The 16,809-nt window shown below is 35.6% G+C and carries 14 protein-coding genes and 3 pseudogenes; 9 read left to right on the top strand and 8 right to left on the bottom strand.

Annotation, left to right across the window (positions count from 1 at the left end; all coding sequences use genetic code 11):
* Positions 1-403 precede the first annotated feature (403 nt).
* Positions 404-559: pseudogene (locus KFD70_RS07110) on the bottom strand (IS200/IS605 family accessory protein TnpB-related protein); the annotation flags it as partial.
* Between the two features lie 223 nt (positions 560-782).
* On the opposite strand from KFD70_RS07110, the gene KFD70_RS07105 reads away from it, so the two are divergent.
* Both KFD70_RS07105 and KFD70_RS07100 read left to right on the top strand, forming a co-directional pair.
* Positions 783-1,367 carry a TetR/AcrR family transcriptional regulator gene (locus tag KFD70_RS07105; RefSeq protein WP_336450838.1) on the top strand — a complete coding sequence of 195 codons (585 nt, stop codon included), beginning with the start codon at positions 783-785 and terminating at the stop codon, positions 1,365-1,367.
* Positions 1,368-1,581: 214 nt separating this feature from the next.
* The gene (locus KFD70_RS07100; protein WP_431613064.1) at positions 1,582-2,289 is read left to right on the top strand and encodes a DNA alkylation repair protein; all 708 of its coding nucleotides are present in this window, start codon (positions 1,582-1,584) and stop codon (positions 2,287-2,289) included.
* A gap of 515 nt (positions 2,290-2,804) precedes the next feature.
* Here KFD70_RS07100 and KFD70_RS07095 read toward each other — a convergent pair.
* The 3 genes from KFD70_RS07095 to KFD70_RS07085 form a co-directional block, all read right to left on the bottom strand.
* Complete coding sequence (locus KFD70_RS07095) at positions 2,805-3,116, bottom strand: heavy metal-binding domain-containing protein (RefSeq protein ID WP_336450836.1); 312 nt, start codon at positions 3,114-3,116, stop codon at positions 2,805-2,807.
* Between the two features lie 140 nt (positions 3,117-3,256).
* Entirely contained in the window at positions 3,257-4,057 is an 801-nt protein-coding gene (locus tag KFD70_RS07090; protein WP_336450835.1) for an ABC transporter ATP-binding protein, read from the bottom strand.
* A gap of 120 nt (positions 4,058-4,177) precedes the next feature.
* Positions 4,178-5,431 carry an MDR family MFS transporter gene (locus KFD70_RS07085; protein ID WP_431613063.1) on the bottom strand — a complete coding sequence of 418 codons (1,254 nt, stop codon included), beginning with the start codon at positions 5,429-5,431 and terminating at the stop codon, positions 4,178-4,180.
* Between the two features lie 102 nt (positions 5,432-5,533).
* Between KFD70_RS07085 and KFD70_RS07080 the strand changes: the two genes are divergently transcribed.
* Positions 5,534-7,180, top strand: a complete 1,647-nt coding sequence (locus KFD70_RS07080; protein ID WP_336450833.1) for an ABC transporter substrate-binding protein — start codon at positions 5,534-5,536, stop codon at positions 7,178-7,180.
* Positions 7,181-7,301: 121 nt separating this feature from the next.
* Positions 7,302-7,520: an alpha/beta-type small acid-soluble spore protein gene (locus KFD70_RS07075; protein ID WP_336450832.1), complete on the top strand. Its 219-nt coding sequence runs from the start codon at positions 7,302-7,304 to the stop codon at positions 7,518-7,520.
* Between the two features lie 142 nt (positions 7,521-7,662).
* Here KFD70_RS07075 and dhaK read toward each other — a convergent pair whose 3' ends face one another.
* A complete protein-coding gene (gene dhaK, locus KFD70_RS07070; RefSeq protein ID WP_431613062.1) occupies positions 7,663-9,414 on the bottom strand; it encodes a dihydroxyacetone kinase subunit DhaK in 1,752 nt (583 codons plus the stop codon).
* A 229-nt stretch (positions 9,415-9,643) separates the two neighbouring features.
* Between dhaK and dhaS the strand changes: the two genes are divergently transcribed.
* The 3 genes from dhaS (at position 9,644) to KFD70_RS07055 (ending at position 11,829) form a co-directional block, all read left to right on the top strand.
* Entirely contained in the window at positions 9,644-10,216 is a 573-nt protein-coding gene (gene dhaS, locus KFD70_RS07065; protein WP_431613061.1) for a dihydroxyacetone kinase transcriptional activator DhaS, read from the top strand.
* A gap of 12 nt (positions 10,217-10,228) precedes the next feature.
* On the top strand, positions 10,229-11,227 hold the full coding sequence (gene dhaQ, locus KFD70_RS07060) for a DhaKLM operon coactivator DhaQ (protein ID WP_431613060.1): 999 nt from the start codon (positions 10,229-10,231) through the stop codon (positions 11,225-11,227).
* A gap of 239 nt (positions 11,228-11,466) precedes the next feature.
* Positions 11,467-11,829: a hypothetical protein gene (locus tag KFD70_RS07055; RefSeq protein WP_431613059.1), complete on the top strand. Its 363-nt coding sequence runs from the start codon at positions 11,467-11,469 to the stop codon at positions 11,827-11,829.
* Positions 11,830-12,071: 242 nt separating this feature from the next.
* Here KFD70_RS07055 and KFD70_RS07050 read toward each other — a convergent pair whose 3' ends face one another.
* The gene (locus KFD70_RS07050; protein WP_431613058.1) at positions 12,072-12,452 is read right to left on the bottom strand and encodes a VOC family protein; all 381 of its coding nucleotides are present in this window, start codon (positions 12,450-12,452) and stop codon (positions 12,072-12,074) included.
* 180 nt (positions 12,453-12,632) lie between these two features.
* Here KFD70_RS07050 and KFD70_RS07045 point away from each other — a divergent pair, with 180 nt between their 5' ends.
* Complete coding sequence (locus tag KFD70_RS07045; protein WP_336450826.1) at positions 12,633-13,163, top strand: GNAT family N-acetyltransferase; 531 nt, start codon at positions 12,633-12,635, stop codon at positions 13,161-13,163.
* A gap of 430 nt (positions 13,164-13,593) precedes the next feature.
* On the opposite strand, the pseudogene KFD70_RS07040 reads toward KFD70_RS07045, so the two are convergent.
* Positions 13,594-14,924, bottom strand: a pseudogene (locus KFD70_RS07040) (erythromycin esterase family protein).
* 249 nt (positions 14,925-15,173) lie between these two features.
* Here KFD70_RS07040 and KFD70_RS07035 point away from each other — a divergent pair.
* Positions 15,174-15,374: pseudogene (locus tag KFD70_RS07035) on the top strand (hypothetical protein); the annotation flags it as partial.
* A gap of 124 nt (positions 15,375-15,498) precedes the next feature.
* Here KFD70_RS07035 and mle read toward each other — a convergent pair.
* A complete protein-coding gene (mle, locus tag KFD70_RS07030; RefSeq protein ID WP_431613057.1) occupies positions 15,499-16,353 on the bottom strand; it encodes an alpha/beta fold macrolide esterase in 855 nt (284 codons plus the stop codon).
* Between the last annotated feature and the right edge of the window lie 456 nt (positions 16,354-16,809).

Here is a 16,809-nt window from a genome sequence, read left to right as displayed (position 1 = left end):
AATAACCGTCACAAAATTAACCTTCTTTTATTGATTGAACTACCCCCACCTACCTCTAAACGAGCTTGCGTTGGGGGATTCTCCTGTTTCTGCTAAGGCAAAAACAGTCCCTCACGTTCAACAAAGGGGATGAAACGATATAGATTTCAGTAGTGTCTTTATCCCGCATTAACGAGCAGTAAGACCCCCACCTCAAGATTCAGAGAAAACCGAAGAAGTTAGGTGGGGGATCAACTGCTCGTTAATGCCCGATTGGTGAGGGCTAATAATCAGTGGGGGATGAAGAAAACCCCCACTGATTAAAGTTTCACTTTATGTGAGACGACCCACTCTATTTTCCAACGAAAGGAAAACAAAACAGGTACAGCTATTTTTTCTTATATCGAGGGCAGAACACTTTGTCATGCATCTTACGGTTCCAACGTTTTTCCCGAACAATCATTTGAAATACAAATCGTTTCGCCCGATTACATGTTTCGATTGTCTATGTGACTGCATCTACCATCTCATGGGGTCAATCTGTCTTATAGATCCGTTTCGAAAAATACGCTTTCTTCACCTGTTTTTACCTCATTTTATTTGATAAGATTATTATACACCAAAACAAACATATGTTCTACAAAAAAGAGACGTTTTTTTGAGAAAAAAATGATTCATCTCCCACCTTCACTTCGTTTAAAGGAAGGAGGCTTCTCGGTTAAAATAATATAAAACACTTACATCATGAGGATTTATTTTGCTACACTAACAAATGTACCAGTTGGTATGTTAAGGGAAGAAACATGGATACAAAATCACTCATAATCGATACTGCTACAAGCCTTTTTCAGCAGAAAGGCTATAAAAGTGTCGGACTCAATGAGATCTTAAAAGCTTGTAACGTGACAAAAGGAGCGCTCTATCATCATTTTCCAAATGGTAAAGAAGAGCTATTAATTACTTGTTTACAAACTTTAAACGAAGCAATCACTACAGATATTAAGGCTATTTTCAAAGAGCACCTATCAGCTAAGGAAGCCACCCAATCACTGATTGATACGTTGATTCGCATTTTAGAATCAGAGGGTACCATTACCGGCTATACATTTAGCAGCATTATCAGTGAAATGGTCACGGTGAAGGAACCTGTCCGCAACGCATGTAGTGCGCTATATGAAAACATTCAGCACATTTACTATGCAAAACTTGTAACGGAAGGCTTTTCGAATGAAACGGCTTCCGATATTGCAGTGTTGATGACAGCTTCAATTGAAGGTGCGATGATGCTTTGTTTAACGCAAAAATCAACAGATCCTTTAAAAGCGATAGCCAAACTATTACCAGATTCCTTGGAGGCATTAAAAAAAGTAAACAAAGTCCGATTATGACGACTCTATTCGTTACAGAAATTGTTAAGCTGTTTAATAAAAAATTAATTCTAAGCCATTGTTTTTCTCAAACTTTCATACAAAGCCATACATAGACAGTAGACATCCTACTTGGATAAGATTAATGGTAAAATTGAGAAGTATGGAAGACTTGATTAAGAATATAAACTAATTGGTTACAATTGCTTAATATTAAAGGAGGAAGTGCAAAACTATGGATTTCGAAACAGTTATGCAGGAGCTTGAAGCCCTCGGTAAGGAACGAACGAAAAAAATATACATATCCAATGGTGCGCACGAGCCGCTTTTTGGCGTAGCTACAGGTGCTATGAAACCAATCGCAAAGAAAATAAAAATAAATCAACATTTAGCTGAAGAGCTTTATTCCACAGGTAACTACGATGCAATGTACTTTGCAGGCATTATTGCAAACCCAAAAGCTATGAGTGAGTCGGATTTTGATCGTTGGATAGATGGGGCGTATTTTTATATGCTGTCCGATTATGTGGTGGCAGTAACTTTATCAGAGTCAGATTTTGCGCAAGACGTTGCTGATAAATGGATTGCAAGCGGTGACGAGCTGAGAATGTCAGCGGGCTGGAGTTGCTACTGCTGGCTTTTAGGGAATCGCCTAGACAATGAATTTTCCGAAAGCAAGATTTCCAATATGCTTGAAATGGTGAAAAATACGATTCATGATTCGCCAGAACGAACGAAATCCGCTATGAATAATTTTCTATACACCGTAGGAATTTCATATGTGCCGCTACATGAAAAGGCAGTCGAGACCGCAAAGGAAGTAGGTACAGTAGAAGTAAAACAGGACAAGAAAAAAAGCAGTTTTCTAAATGCTTACGAAAGTATTCATAAAGAAATTGATAAAGGAAGACTTGGTTTCAAACGTAAATATGTAAGATGTTAAAAATTAGCTTAGTATCGGAGTGTTGATCCAAGAAAGATTGACACTCTTTTTGTTGAAGTTACTGAACTAACGGGTAGGAAGGTGAAGGAAAATTTAAATCATAACTGCTGGAGTTCACTCCAGCAGTTATGATTTTGAGAAAAATTAGGATTCGGAAATCCTGTAAAATATTCAATCTTTGTATAAATACATCTATTCCTTTATTTCATAAAAGGGCGCTATCGTTGAATAAAGCTTAGATTTCCAAACGACTTTATTGTTATATTTTTTAGTGTAGTGAAGTATCTTATATCAAAAATTAAACAACTATATTTTTAATAGAACCTTTTATAAAAAAGAAAAGACACTCTCATGAGTGCCCCTCTCCGACTTGATAACCACTTTAATTTTAATAATATGTAATTGGACTCCCATCCACTTACTACTCTATCACATTTACGCCTATAAAATATTGAGAAAATTAAAAAATATAAAAAAACCCTTTAAAGTATATCTACTCTAAAGGGTTTTTTATTTTATATACGTACAGCAGTACCACTTACCGCAACCATTAACATACCGTCGCGAACAACCTCATAGTCTACATCAACACCAACAATAGCGTTTGCTCCTTTTTGCTGCGCAAGTTGTTTCATTTCTTCCATCGCAATATCACGTGCTTCTTTTAATTTACTTTCATATGCACCTGCACGGCCACCGACAACGTCACGAACAGAAGCAAATAAATCACGAACAATATTTGCACCCATAATTGCTTCACCATTTACAATATCCACATACTGGGTAATTTCTTTTCCTTGAATTCCTGAAGTTGTTGTTACAATCATAACTGACACTCTCCTTATGTACTTATATTTCTTATACATTTATTATGACATTGAAACTATAAAGTAACTATCTAATAACCTTACAGAAAAGTGACATCTTTGTAAGATATATAAATAAACAGATTAAAAGTACTTTCCTATTAAACACTCGCTCTAGCTTTTCGAATCTCAATTATACGTAAACTATAAAGGAACACCGCTAGACCTAACATTTTTTCATTGTTAGATGCATTGGAACCGAATGTAATAGTAGGTACATTAAGCCCCATAAATCTTTCGCTCCATTCTATCGGCATATACCCTTGCTTACCGATCGCTAGTGTGCGTCCGTCTATTGTACGGAGCGTACTTTGGATAAAATCAAACTCCACTTCTACATCGGACAACTTCGTTTCTTTATCCGCCATTAAAGAACCACGTACTATGGTAAATCCTTGTATCATCTTTTCCTTAAACATACCAATCTGGTTATAATTCGAATCATAGATTACCCAATCATACCCATCAACTTCCGTATGAAAATAGGCAAGAATTTCCCCGTTGTTCGTTTCTAATCCATACACATCTCGATTCCCTAAAAAAGGGATCACGGAAAACAGAATGTTGGATGAAATGATTTTTGTTCCAGCAATATACCTTCCATCAGGATGGTATAAACCAAATTGTGCATTTCGTTTCGGCAATTCCAATACGACAAACGTATCAACATCCCAAAACGTTACATCACTTTTCACCGCATTCTTCTGAATCACATTCCCTTTTCGCAGTTGCCAAAATCCAATTCCGAGGAAAACAGAAGAAACGGTCATAATAAAGATAGTCTGTCCCCAATTCACCATTCCCCAAGTTCCATATACATCCCATAGTGCAAATAGAAAAATACCTGCTCCAATCAGAAGCTTAAATCTCCCTTTCCGCTTATAATAATCAAATAATTCCATTTCCGCATCTCTACCCCTTATTTATATTTCTCAACTATTAATGTATCAAAAATAGATGGAATTCCCTAGAAAAAATGGCTTCGATGCAATATCGAAGCCATTTTTTCACCTTACACGCTATTACGATGACATTTTATTTAAGCTTTCCTGAGACTGACTATTAGTTCTAACAAACAGTCCAGTGTATAAAAGGAATGTCCCCATTATTACAATGATACCAATGTAAACGGACATCATCGTAGGAGCCAAAAATGCACCAACGATAATAGTCATTCTTGCAAGTAAATCCGCGCCAATATCTGATAGACCTGCAAAAGCTGAATACGACCCTCTTTTATCAGCAGGAATCATATTAGCTTGTTGTGCATTTCTGATTGGAGAGTAGACAAGTTCACCAACAGTAGCAATAAAATTGAAAATAACCAATACGTACCAAGTGTTTGCAGATGTTACTGTCACATAGCCTATACCATAGAGCACAAGTCCGAAAAGTAACGCTTTTTTTCCACTTAAACGATCGGTAAATTTATTTACAACAAACGTTAAACATACTACTAACAGCATATTTTGTATGTTAAGAATACTGAGCATCCTTACCCCTACTATTTCAAAGTTCCCAAGGCTTATTGGATGAAATGTTTCGGAAAGTCGTACACCAATATAACTATTTAAAGTGAACTCTGCCGCAAATATGCAGGTAGACCCTATTACAACTTTTAAAAATGCTCTATCTTGAATCGCAACTTTATAGTTTTGAATGAGATCAAGCACGATATTTTCATGCTTTTTTTCTAAGCACTCTTTCACTTCTGCAACTAGCCAAATTTTATAAGCAATTGGTAATGTAGCAGAAACAAAAGTCAGTAATATAAACAATTCTTTTTGGTGATTGGTATATAAAAGTCCACCTAATGCTGCACCAATTGCCATAGAAAGATTCATAAGCCAATAGTCAATTGTATAAATAGCTTTTCGATTTTCTGGTGTAGTTGAGTCTATGATAATAGCATGCATGGATGGGCGACCAAGACTGCTAAATATTACAAATCCTACATAAGCGATTGCAAATAACCAAATCATTTTATCTGTAGGATATAAGCTTAAGGTCATGAATAAAAACATTACAGTACTAGAAAAAGAAGTTAACAATAAGATTTTCTTTCGTTGAAAGCGATCTGAAATGTACCCCCCTATTAAACTTGAAAAAAAACTTAAAATAACCGTTAAGATTAAAAATAATCCGGCCCATATTTTATTTATTTCTTGAGCAAAAAACAATGCCATGAAAGGCATTACTGCTGATGTAACAGCACGATTAAAAAACGATGTAATTAAGCGTACTTTTATATTTTGCTCAAATTCTTTCCAATTCATCGCATCTCCCCCTTTTATCTAATGTTATATTAAACTAGACTTATCAAACTAAAAATGGACACATTCAGAAAAACATGTCCACTTATAGAAGGAGATAGGAAAATGGATAAAAATTTATTGAATCTATGGCAATCATTTTCTTCAGGAAATATAAAAATAAACGACCTAGCAGATTTTTTAAATTTAAGTACAAAGCAAACTGTGCGTTACTTACATAAATGGATGGATGAAGGTTGGCTGATTTTTACTTCTGGAAAAGGCAGAGGAAATGCCTCCTCCCTGCAATGGTTGAAACATATAGAACAAATCTATGAGTCACAAGTAATGGAAATGATGGATCAACAACCTGTTGAAAAAAGCAGTAAATATTTACTATATAATTGGTCTCCAAACAGTAAACTACGCTTGATGACTAAGTTTCATTCTAAATTTGGTTATATACATAATTCGAATGATAAATTAATTATTCCTAGAAGAAAGCCCTTTTTAACAATACATCCGCTAGAAGCTGCCGATGTACATAGTGCACATATTGTCGCGAACGTTTTCAATCGACTTGTTTATATGGATGAAAAGGGGCACATATTTCCTGAAATAGCTCACAGTTGGGATTTAACTCAATCTAAGCTTAGACTATATTTAAAAAAGTCTATAAAATTTCATGATGGATCCATCTTAACAGCGGATGACGTGAAACGATGTCTCTCAAAACTACGTAGTCATAAATACTATAAAGACTTATGGGCACCTATAGAAAAAATCGACATTGTATCACCATTAATTATTGATATAAATTATCCAGATGGGTGTAGCTATTGTTTACAAATGTTATGTATGATCAATACAAGTATTTATAAAGAAAATAACGGTCTAATTATAGGGACAGGTGGTTTTTATATAGGAGACAATAACCAGGAGAAAACATCATTAATAGCATTTCATGATTATTTTCAAGAAAGACCTTTGCTAGATACAGTAGAATTCATTCAGGTTCCTCTAGAATTTGATACTATTTATCAATCTTCCAAACACCATGAAAGTAATTCTACGTTTCAAGTAGAAAGAAATTCAGGGTTCGGTGTTATAATTATGAACGCTTGGCGCAATTCATCAATTCAACATAAAGATGTTCGTAATTACTTGCATTATATTATCGTTAACAATATGAATCATATTCACGAATATGATTCTCAGAAAACCTCAAATATAAAAAGTTGCTTAAAAGACACAGATCATCAAATCAATATTCCAAAAAGAAAACGTCCCGAATTTACAGAACCGCTTATTATAAAAGCTACTCAGTATACAGAAACAACAACAAAATGGTTAATGAATGTCTTCGAAAAGGAAAATATACCTTTTCAAGTGAAGTGGGTTCCTTTCGAAAACTACCTTAGGGATGAAAAACTTAATGAACAAGTTGATCTCTTTATTCATGGTGAAGTATTTGAAATGAATCAAGAGATATCATTTTATTATTTTCTAACGGCTAGATATTCACCATTGGCTAAGATTTTAAAAACAAATAAAACATTAAAAAAGCAACTCGCTACATACAAACATACACATTTTGAGAAGTGGGCCACATTAAATAAAAAGATTGAAAAAGAACTGATAGAATCCTCTATTATGATTCCCTTATACTATGATAAACGCCAGATTCCTTTTTCATCAGATTTAACAAATATTAAGATGAAATATTTTGGATATGTGGATTTTTCTCAACTTTGGGTAAGACCTTTCATTTAGAGCTTACAAGAAATCCGGAGACATCGTTATCAAATGAAATCATAAAACTTCCTGATATTGGTATACATACTTATCTACAGTTAGAAGAACATTATATACAAATTAAATGGAGGTGTTGAAATTGAATATCCAAGGATATAACGATAATTCAAATGAGATTCTTATAACTGGTGCAGCAGGAGCAATTGAGCAAATGAAATATGAAATTGCAAGCGAATTTGGGGTTACACTTGGTCCAGAGACATCTGCACGTGCGAATGGTTCTGTTGGTGGAGAAATTACAAAGCGTTTAGTTCGAATGGGTCAAGAAAAACTAATGGGACAATATAGAATCCATTAAAGATATCTACATAGAAAAGAATAATAATAAAAAAGGTACCTGTTGCTTCATCAGGTACCTTTTTAGCGTTTTCTCTTTCTTATTTTCCTTCTATTTATCTACATACTTTGGAATTTCCAGTATCCAGAAACACAAACTGCCACTATTTTAGGCTACGAGAAAGCTCCGTAAAAATAACCCCTAGCGCATAAGCACCAGCATCCGGATACCCTAAGCTTCTTTCACCAACTGTACCAGCGCGGCCCATTCGAGCTACGATTTCTTTTGTATATTCTGCTCCCTTAACAGCGGCCTCTGCTCCTTTTTCAAAAGCAGTTTTAAAATCCGCACCCGTTGTAGCACTTTCTTTCCAAGCATTTACACAAGGTGCAAGTGCATCTACTAGCGTTTTATCGCCTACCTCTGCTCCTCTTCCGAAAGAGCGCTCACCAATAGACTGTATCCCTTTTAGTGAAGCTTCCAGCATTTCAGCAAACTCTCGGACTGTTAATTCTATCTTTCCATCTATCGCCTTACCTGCCGCTCGGAAAGCACCGCCCCAAATTGGGCCAGAAGCTCCTCCGCAATGTTCCATAATTACCATAGAACACGCATCTAAAAATGTTCCTATATTTAAACGTTCTTGGTTTAAAATCGAGCTCCATTCTCTCTTTAATTGCTTAAATCCTTTCGCAACACTCATCCCAAAATCACCATCACCTGCATGCGTATCCAACTCGCAGAATGGTACTTCATTCTTAATAATGATTTCGCTCATTTTATCAACAAGATACATCATATTATTTAATGTGATAACCTCATTCTTGATGACCGCGTGTTCTTCCGCTGTTTCCGTCTCAAAGGAAACAGGTTTTTCTCCTCCTTTTTCTTCAATATCAATGTATTCTACGCTCTCAACTGGTCCATCTACTTTAAATGCCGGTGTATTACACTCTTTCGATAGCAATGTTTTCAGCTCATCGTCCAGTTTCATCACCGTTAGAGAAATTCCGGCCATATCAATACTCGTCATGTAATTACCGACAAACGCTCTATTAATTCGTATATTTCTTTTGCTTAACTCTCTCGTAACTGCATTGTTAAACAGATATAGTTCTTGAAGCGGTGTGCCGCCAAAACCATTTACTAAAACAGCAATTTCAGCATCATCATCCAGGCCTAAATCTTTCACAAGATCATTTGTCATACGTAAAGCGAGTTCATCTGCAGTCATAATTTTTTCACGTTTTCTGCCTGGCTCTCCGTGGATACCAACGCCATATTCCATCTCATCTTCACCGAGTTTAAAAGTAGGCGATCCACTAGCCGGAACCGTGCAGGAAGTTAATGCGAGACCAATTGTTCGAACATTTGCCGCTGCTTTTTCCGCTACAGCTTTCACCTGCATTAAATCCATGCCTGCTTCCGCTGCGGCACCGGCAATCTTATGCACGAACACAACTCCTGCAACGCCGCGACGTCCTACTGTATAAAGACTATCTTCTACCGCAATATCATCATCTACGCGGACATATTCAACTTGAATTCCGTCTTCAGTAGCTAAATGAGCTCCATTTTTAAAGTTCATAATATCTCCGCTGTAATTTTTAATAATTAGCAGCGTACCTTTTTTGCTAGCAGTTGCTTTAATTGCTTGATATACCTGGATTTGTGATGGAGAAGCAAACACATCTCCGCATACCGCCGCATCCAGCATTCCTTTTCCTACTAACCCCGCATGTGCCGGTTCATGTCCACTGCCGCCACCGCTAATTAAAGTGACCTTATCTTCGTTCATTTCTTTTTTCTTGATTACTTTATACTTTTTCAAAAGCTCTAGTTCCGGATGAGCCATAACCATCCCATTGCACATCTCCATAACGAGCGTTTCAGGTTGATTTATAATTTTTTTCATTTATTATTCCTCCTCTATAAGCTTTGTTATATTCTTCGTTAACCTATTCATGCTCACAATACATTCTCTTTTGAATTATGATATATTTGAAAGCGCCTTCTTATTAACTATAGTAAAATGAAAGCGTTTTATGGTAAACGGACAAAATGAACGATTTGTCCAAAGACACCCTCTTCATTTAGAGATAGGATGTTATTATTAAAAGAATAAATTTGTAGGGATGATTATCATGAGCTCTTCTATCATTTCCAAAAAAATCATAGCGAACTCGCTAAAACAATTAATGGAAACAGAACCATTTCATAAAATATCTGTGAGTGATATTATGGTAAATTGTCAGATGCGCAGGCAGACGTTTTATTATCATTTTAAAGATAAATTCGAATTGCTAAGTTGGATTTATAGAGAAGAAACGAAAGAAAATATTATAGATTTTCTCGATTATGAAAAATGGGAGAATATTTTCGACCTATTATTCCATTACTTTTATCAAAATCAAGGGTTCTACCGAAATGCATTTAAAGTAATCGAGCAAAATTCATTTAATTACTATCTCTTTGAACATACGAAAAACTTATATATCAAAATTATCGATGAGCTATTAATTGGCTGTAAATTAGACATTTCTGAAGTAAAAAAAGATACACTGGCCTCTTTTTATAGTCATGGCTTTGTTGGAACAGTAAAAGATTGGATTGAGAATCATTGCGCTATTGATCCGTCTATCATGTCTTCGATGATGAAAAATATGATAAACAATCAATTAGTCCTGTTACTAAAGCAATCAGCAAACAAATCATAAGGTGGAAAGACAATGAAAAAAATTATGAATGATGTTCAAAATATTGTTGAGGATATGTTACATGGCTTTTATTTTGAACATAGCGATAGAATATCTTATAACAGAGAATACAACATCATTTATCAGAAAGACCTTGCCGCAATCGAGCAAGATGTTGTCATCATAAGCGGTGGTGGTAGCGGGCATGAGCCAGCTGATATTGGTTATGTAGGAAAAGGCATGCTTTCAGCAGCAGTCAACGGTGAGATATTCACTCCCCCTACACCAGAACAAATCGTAGCGGCAGTTCGCTCTGTGCCCAAAGACAAAAGTATCCTATTCATTATTAAAAACTTCGAAGCTGACGTAGAAAGCTTTCTAACTGCTGAATCTTTAGCAAAGCAAGAAGGAAGACTGATTGATCATGTCATTGTAAATGATGATGTTTCCATTGAAGATGACGCTTCCTTCAATAAAAGAAGACGAGGAGTAGCTGGCACAATTTTCGTTCATAAAATACTCGGAGCAGCAGCTCTTGAAGGCCATTCACTACAACAATTAACAGACATCGGCCATTCTGTTATCCGTAATCTGCATACATTAGGAGTCGCGCTCTCTCCAGCAACCAATCCTACTCAAGACAACGTTTCTTTTACACTGCAAGACAATGAAGTTTTCTATGGAGTCGGCATCCACGGAGAAAAAGGGTACCGGAGAGAAGTCTTATCTTCTTCTGAAAAATTGGCGATCGAACTGATGAATAAACTCAAAAGTATTTACCGCTGGAAAAAAGGTGATAAGTTTGCCATCTTGATTAATGGATTAGGTGCTACTCCATTAATGGAACAATATATATTTGCAAACGACATTCGCCGTTTATGTGAACTGGAAGGATTGAATATTCGATTTGTAAAAGTTGGTACCCATCTAACTTCTTTAGATATGCAAGGCACGTCATTAAGCTTTTTGAAAATAGAAGATCCCCTTTGGGAGAAATGGTTAAAAGCGAATGTTGAGGTGGCTAGCTGGTAGCTGAGATTAGCCTCAGGTGTGAACCTATAAACACATCTGAGGATTTTTGTATTTTGCAAATATAGCTATTTTCACTAACTCGACAGAGATATGTTCCCCCCTAATTCAAGATGGAAATTAATACTTGATTCAGGATCAATTCCATTACTCTTTGTGTTTCTATATACACTCACTGTTTCATAGTGCCGAATTTTTTGTTATTCTTATACTTTACTTAGTAAATGAAGGAAGGTATACATATGACAGAGATACTAGATTTATCTTTATACTTCATCTTGTTTATCCTCACCCTATCCGTAATCTGTTTCATCTTAATGATACTCATGAAGATTTTTGGAAAACCAATGAATAAACATCGTGCTGTTGAAAAAGACCTGAAAAAACATTCTTCCACAACAGATTCAGCAGGACATAAAGATGCTAATCTAGCGACGAAAGATGCGGAAGCGAATTGGATGAATGCAGTGATGACAGCATCTTTTCTTACTGCTTCTATGAAAAGTGCCAATGAACATTCAAATACCGACCATGACTCAGGAACTGACAGCGATAGTTCTGATGCAGCAGGTCACGGTGATTCATTCGATGGCGTGGACTCGTAGGCGGCATCATTATAGAGTCCGAAGACACCTTTCGATTCTGAAACATAGAAAACCTCCTGCTTTTTGTTCAATAAGCAGGAGGTTTTGATAATTTATCCCGCATGAACGGGCAGTAAGACTACCACTTCAAGCTTCAGAGAGCAACGAGGAAGATAGGTGAGGATAACTACCCGTAAAAGCCCGATTCGTGAAGTCTAATAATCAGTGGGGGATAAAGCCCCTCCACTGATGGAAGTTTCACTTTATTTCTTCTCCATCACAGCAAAGTAATTCTCTTCATAATCAGCAAAGTTAAATACTCTGCCAAAAGGCATATTCACAATTTTTCCGACTGTAATATTTTTATTTAATAGGTCGTTACGTAATTCATCGAGATTGTCCGTGAAAAACATTAAAGAAGGTGTCCCAAGATTTAATCCAGGTGACATTTTAGCAATGAATTCCTTATTCTGCAAAATAATGCTTGTTTCTGCGCCCTTTGCTGGAGCAATTTCAATCCATCTCATCCCTTGCCCGTTATCTTCTTCAGCAACGACACGAAACCCTACTTTTTCTGTCCAAAACTCCACTGCCTTATCTTGGTTATTTACATACAACATAATTTGGCCAACTCTATGAATCATAGATCTTCCCACTCCCTTATATTAAGTAAATACCTGTGCCTTCCATCGCCAAGGTTTCTAAAACCCGATGACAACTTAATAGATACGACAATACTTCAAAACTTCCTTCTAAAATGTAAGTAGGAGATTATCAGGGTGGCAGAGAATATTAACAAAATATTTTTATAAGGGGGAATATCATTGTCAATTTCAAAAGAGACTGTTAGTTACATGATTCGTACAGGAACAATAGAAGATTCCGAAGCAACTTTAGACATCCAGAAATCGGTTGTTTCTGAAGGCCACTTTCTCATTTCGTTACCTGAAGAGTTTAAAAAAACATCATCCGAGCAAAGAGAATGGGTACAGAACGTATTGAAGAATGAGAGAGAAACCTTACTTGTCGCTGAAAAAGATGGTGAAGTTGTGGGCTGGATCGTATTTATGAACGAGAATAAAGAGCGATTGTCTCATACAGGTTCCTTTGGAATCATGATCAGTAAAAGTTACCGAGGACTCGGAATTGGAAAAATGCTCCTACAAGCTTTATTAGACTGGGCAGAGAAAAATCCACTCATTGAAAAAGTAAGTTTAGCAGTTTTCTCAACAAATCATCATGCAATCTCTTTATACAAACAAATGGGGTTCATTGAAGAAGGCCGTAAAATAAAAGAATTTAAAATGAAGGATAATGAATATGTAGATGATATTCTGATGTATAAACTCGTTTAGGGATACTTTAACCACAAATACCACGCAAAAAAAGCCGTTCTCCTATTAACGATGGAAATCGGCTTTTATCATTCCCATTAAACATCAACTATTCAGAAAATTACGATTCGAAAATGGGGTATTATGTTAAAATGAGTTTGTGTAATTACTTAACTAACTGACAGGTTATTTGAAGAAAGGTATTTTTCCCCTTATCTATGGAACAGGTTGATAAACTCTAAAACATCTCCTCTCCCTAATATCAAAGAACCGTAAAACATAAAAAGCCTGGCTACGAAAATACTAGGTACCTAAATGAGTTTGATAATAAAAGAAAAGTCCTTATTGGTTTTTAAATGACCCTTTAATGGAATAAGTGTTTTTAAACAACTCTTTTGACACTTAACACTACCATCAATACTACACTTCGTTGAGCCACATTATTACAAATTTATTGATGTAGTTGAGATGGACTCACTTTTTGAATTTGAACAAGTATATCAAACGATTTACCTAATGATATATCAACAGTTTTTGGTATATCAGGGCCTTCGGTAGTTATTCCAGAGAAAATTGGATGTTGTTCGTTTAACCAAGTTTTTGTCACGCCGTTTGCCTTACGTAAATCAATAAAAAATTGATCTTTTTTGACTTGTCCAAAGATGTAGTTATAACTGTTTGGATCATCTGATTTTAATGTTCCATATGGGCCAAATTCACCGTTACTATTATATACATTATATCGTCCTTCATAAACAGATGTTCCAATAGATACATACCGTTTTCCATAATATTCCGACAAACGCTACCCAGCTACTTTAGGGTATATAAAAGGAATCATATTTGTTTTCGAAACGTGTCCATTATGTCCCCATACAATGGTTTTTCCTAAATGTTCTTCAGTCCACTTCGCATTTTCATACATTGCAATATCATGTTTCAAATAAAAATCCGATGGTTTATCAGAAGGTGACGCTAACATTGTAGTAAACTGTTCAATAATACGGGCATTTTGTTTTATCCATGCGAACTCTTTGGATTTTCCATTTAGATAACTTTTATTTTGTTCTAATAAAGCACTGATTTGTTTAGCATCTGAAATATACTTTTCTTTATCTTCTTTCGTAAGGCTGCCAAAGGTATCCATATCCTTTGTTACAGGAATAAGGTCTTTTATCTTCTCTTCTACTCTAGGCACAAGATCTGAATTATTTCTTTTTAAATATTCTATTATATTATTATAAACATTTTCGTTTACTGATTGAATATCCATCCCAATGACACGCACTTTAGATTTATGTTTCGGATTAGCATTATATTGCTGAATCCAACTAAGTAGATTTAATATTTCTTTCGTGTTAAATGCAGGTGATAGATGTTGGCTTGGGTTTCCCTTACCAGTAAGAACATATCGATCAAGTTCCAAAGCTCTATCCCATCCCTCTTCTAAAACTAAGTTGATAAAGCCCTTTTCAGATACTAAATAATTTACAATTCGGTGTTTCATTGTAAAAACTTCATGGGCCCCGTGCGTAGCTTCACCTAAACTACAATTGAAGCTGATCCTACCATATTCTTAAGTGGTTTTAAATCATTAAGAGATGCAGTTGGATTAGTTGTTTTTAAAGGCTTTGCATGCGCTTCTAACCATTCCGCTATTTGATTTGTATTGTAGGGAGCTGTAACAGAAACTTCTGTTTTCGAATCTGCATAAATACTTCCTACAAAATTAGTCAGTATTATAGCAGAAGCACCAATTGCAATAATCATTTTCTTTTTCATAAAAACCTCCTGAAATACTTATTTATTAGTTTTTTGACATGCTCTAAGGACTTCCGTTTAAACCATTAATTCTCTTATTTACTGTTAAGATAAATTTATTCTAGTTCCTAAAACTCACTTATTTCTTAATAGGTTCTTAAGAAACCCTTAATTTACTCATACCAATATAAAACCAAATAACCTTCCATCAAAAAATAAAGGGAGCAGGTTATTTGGTTATTCATTTCGCAAGCTTAATGCTCAGGTTAATCATTTTTCAAACGGTTAAACTTTATTACAAAAAACGTTATCCTTTCCTATGATTCTACAACCTTCCAAGTTCCAGATTGATTCGCAACTACTTATCCTAGTGCCGGAGGATGTAGTCATACAGCTGGTGTGAAGATTCAACTAGAGCATGACTTGTTGAGTGGAAAATTTTCTGATGTGGAAATTGAACCAGGAAAACGAAGCAATTAGTATTCTTTAACTGAGTAACAGTTCCAAAACTGATTTTTAATAGAAAAAAAGGGTTACAAATTCAATTGTAGCCCTTTTTCCAAATGTTTTTTGTTTTATACGATTCCTATAATGATTACAGGACTGAAGTATGGTTCGAAATAGCGTTGATTATATGATCCCAATCATCGCAGTGAATCTCATGTCCCGATCCCTCTAGGGTTAGTAGCAAAGCATGCGGAATTTCATTAACAAGAGCAAGACCATGCTCGTATGGAAGCACTGTATCTTCTGTACCATGGATAACCAAAGTAGGTATATTGATTCCTTTTAACTTCCCCTCATAAGAATCATCGCCTTTAAGAAGGGAGTGATTAAACATACTCAGTAGATTATTTGCTCTATTTATTTCTTTTTCTACCTGCTTATTAGCCCTCTTCTCATCGAATTTATGCTTTGAACCACAGAGTAAAGCTGATCCTGCAACCAAGTAATTTGCAACAGATTCTTCATCCGACCAATTTAGTTTGGCCGCATTAGCATGGTAAGCGAGTATCTTCTCATCGATCGGAGGCAAATTCCGGTTGTTGTCTTCAGAACCAAAAATACCTGATGCAATCAAAGTTATACTTAGAACTCTCTGAGGGTTCCTTAAGGCTACAATTTGAGCAATCATTCCACCTAATGACATTCCAACAATATGGGCTTCGTCAATATGATATGCATCGAGTACCCCAATCGCATCATCAGCCATATCTACCACAGTATAGTGGGAACTCCCCGGTTCATAAGTAGTTGACCGTCCGACATCTCTATTATCATAACGAATAACATATCGGCCCGTATCAGCTAATTGTTGACAAAATTCCTCATCCCAATAAACCATTGAACACATTGCTCCCATAATCAGTAAAACTGCTGGATCTGCTGAATTACCAAAGCTCTCTGTACATATATCAATTTCATTAATTTTAATAATCTTTTCAGTCATGATTAACTCCTCATTTCATTCGTATTTAGTTAATAAAAAAAGACACACTCGAATAAACCCACATGTTTTGAAAAAAATAGCTGGGCATAACGAATTGTGTTTAAAATTAACGTAAACGAATGAACTTGATAATCATGTTAAACACTCTCCTATAAAAAGTAAATAAGGGTAAAACCCTTATTCTGATAATAACATACCTCTGTCAGTTATAATATGGGTCCATTTTTTCTTATTTAATAATTGAAAAAATAATTCTTACTGTATGAATCCGCACTCTTAGTTGAAGAAAAGAACTAAAAAACATTCCTCTACAACGGATACAGCAGGACATAAAAACGCTAATATAACTACGAAAGATGCCGAAGCAGAGTGGATGGACGCTGTGATGACAGCAACTTTTGTTACTGCATCTATGAAAAGTGCTAGTGAAAACGAAAGTGTTGGTCATGACTCGGA

Origin of the sequence: Bacillus pfraonensis (assembly GCF_050768835.1) — a bacterium.
Classification (GTDB): domain Bacteria; phylum Bacillota; class Bacilli; order Bacillales; family Bacillaceae_G; genus Bacillus_A; species Bacillus_A pfraonensis.
The sequence above is the reverse complement of the archived record's forward strand: the minus strand, read 5'-3'. Positions and strand labels throughout refer to the sequence as shown.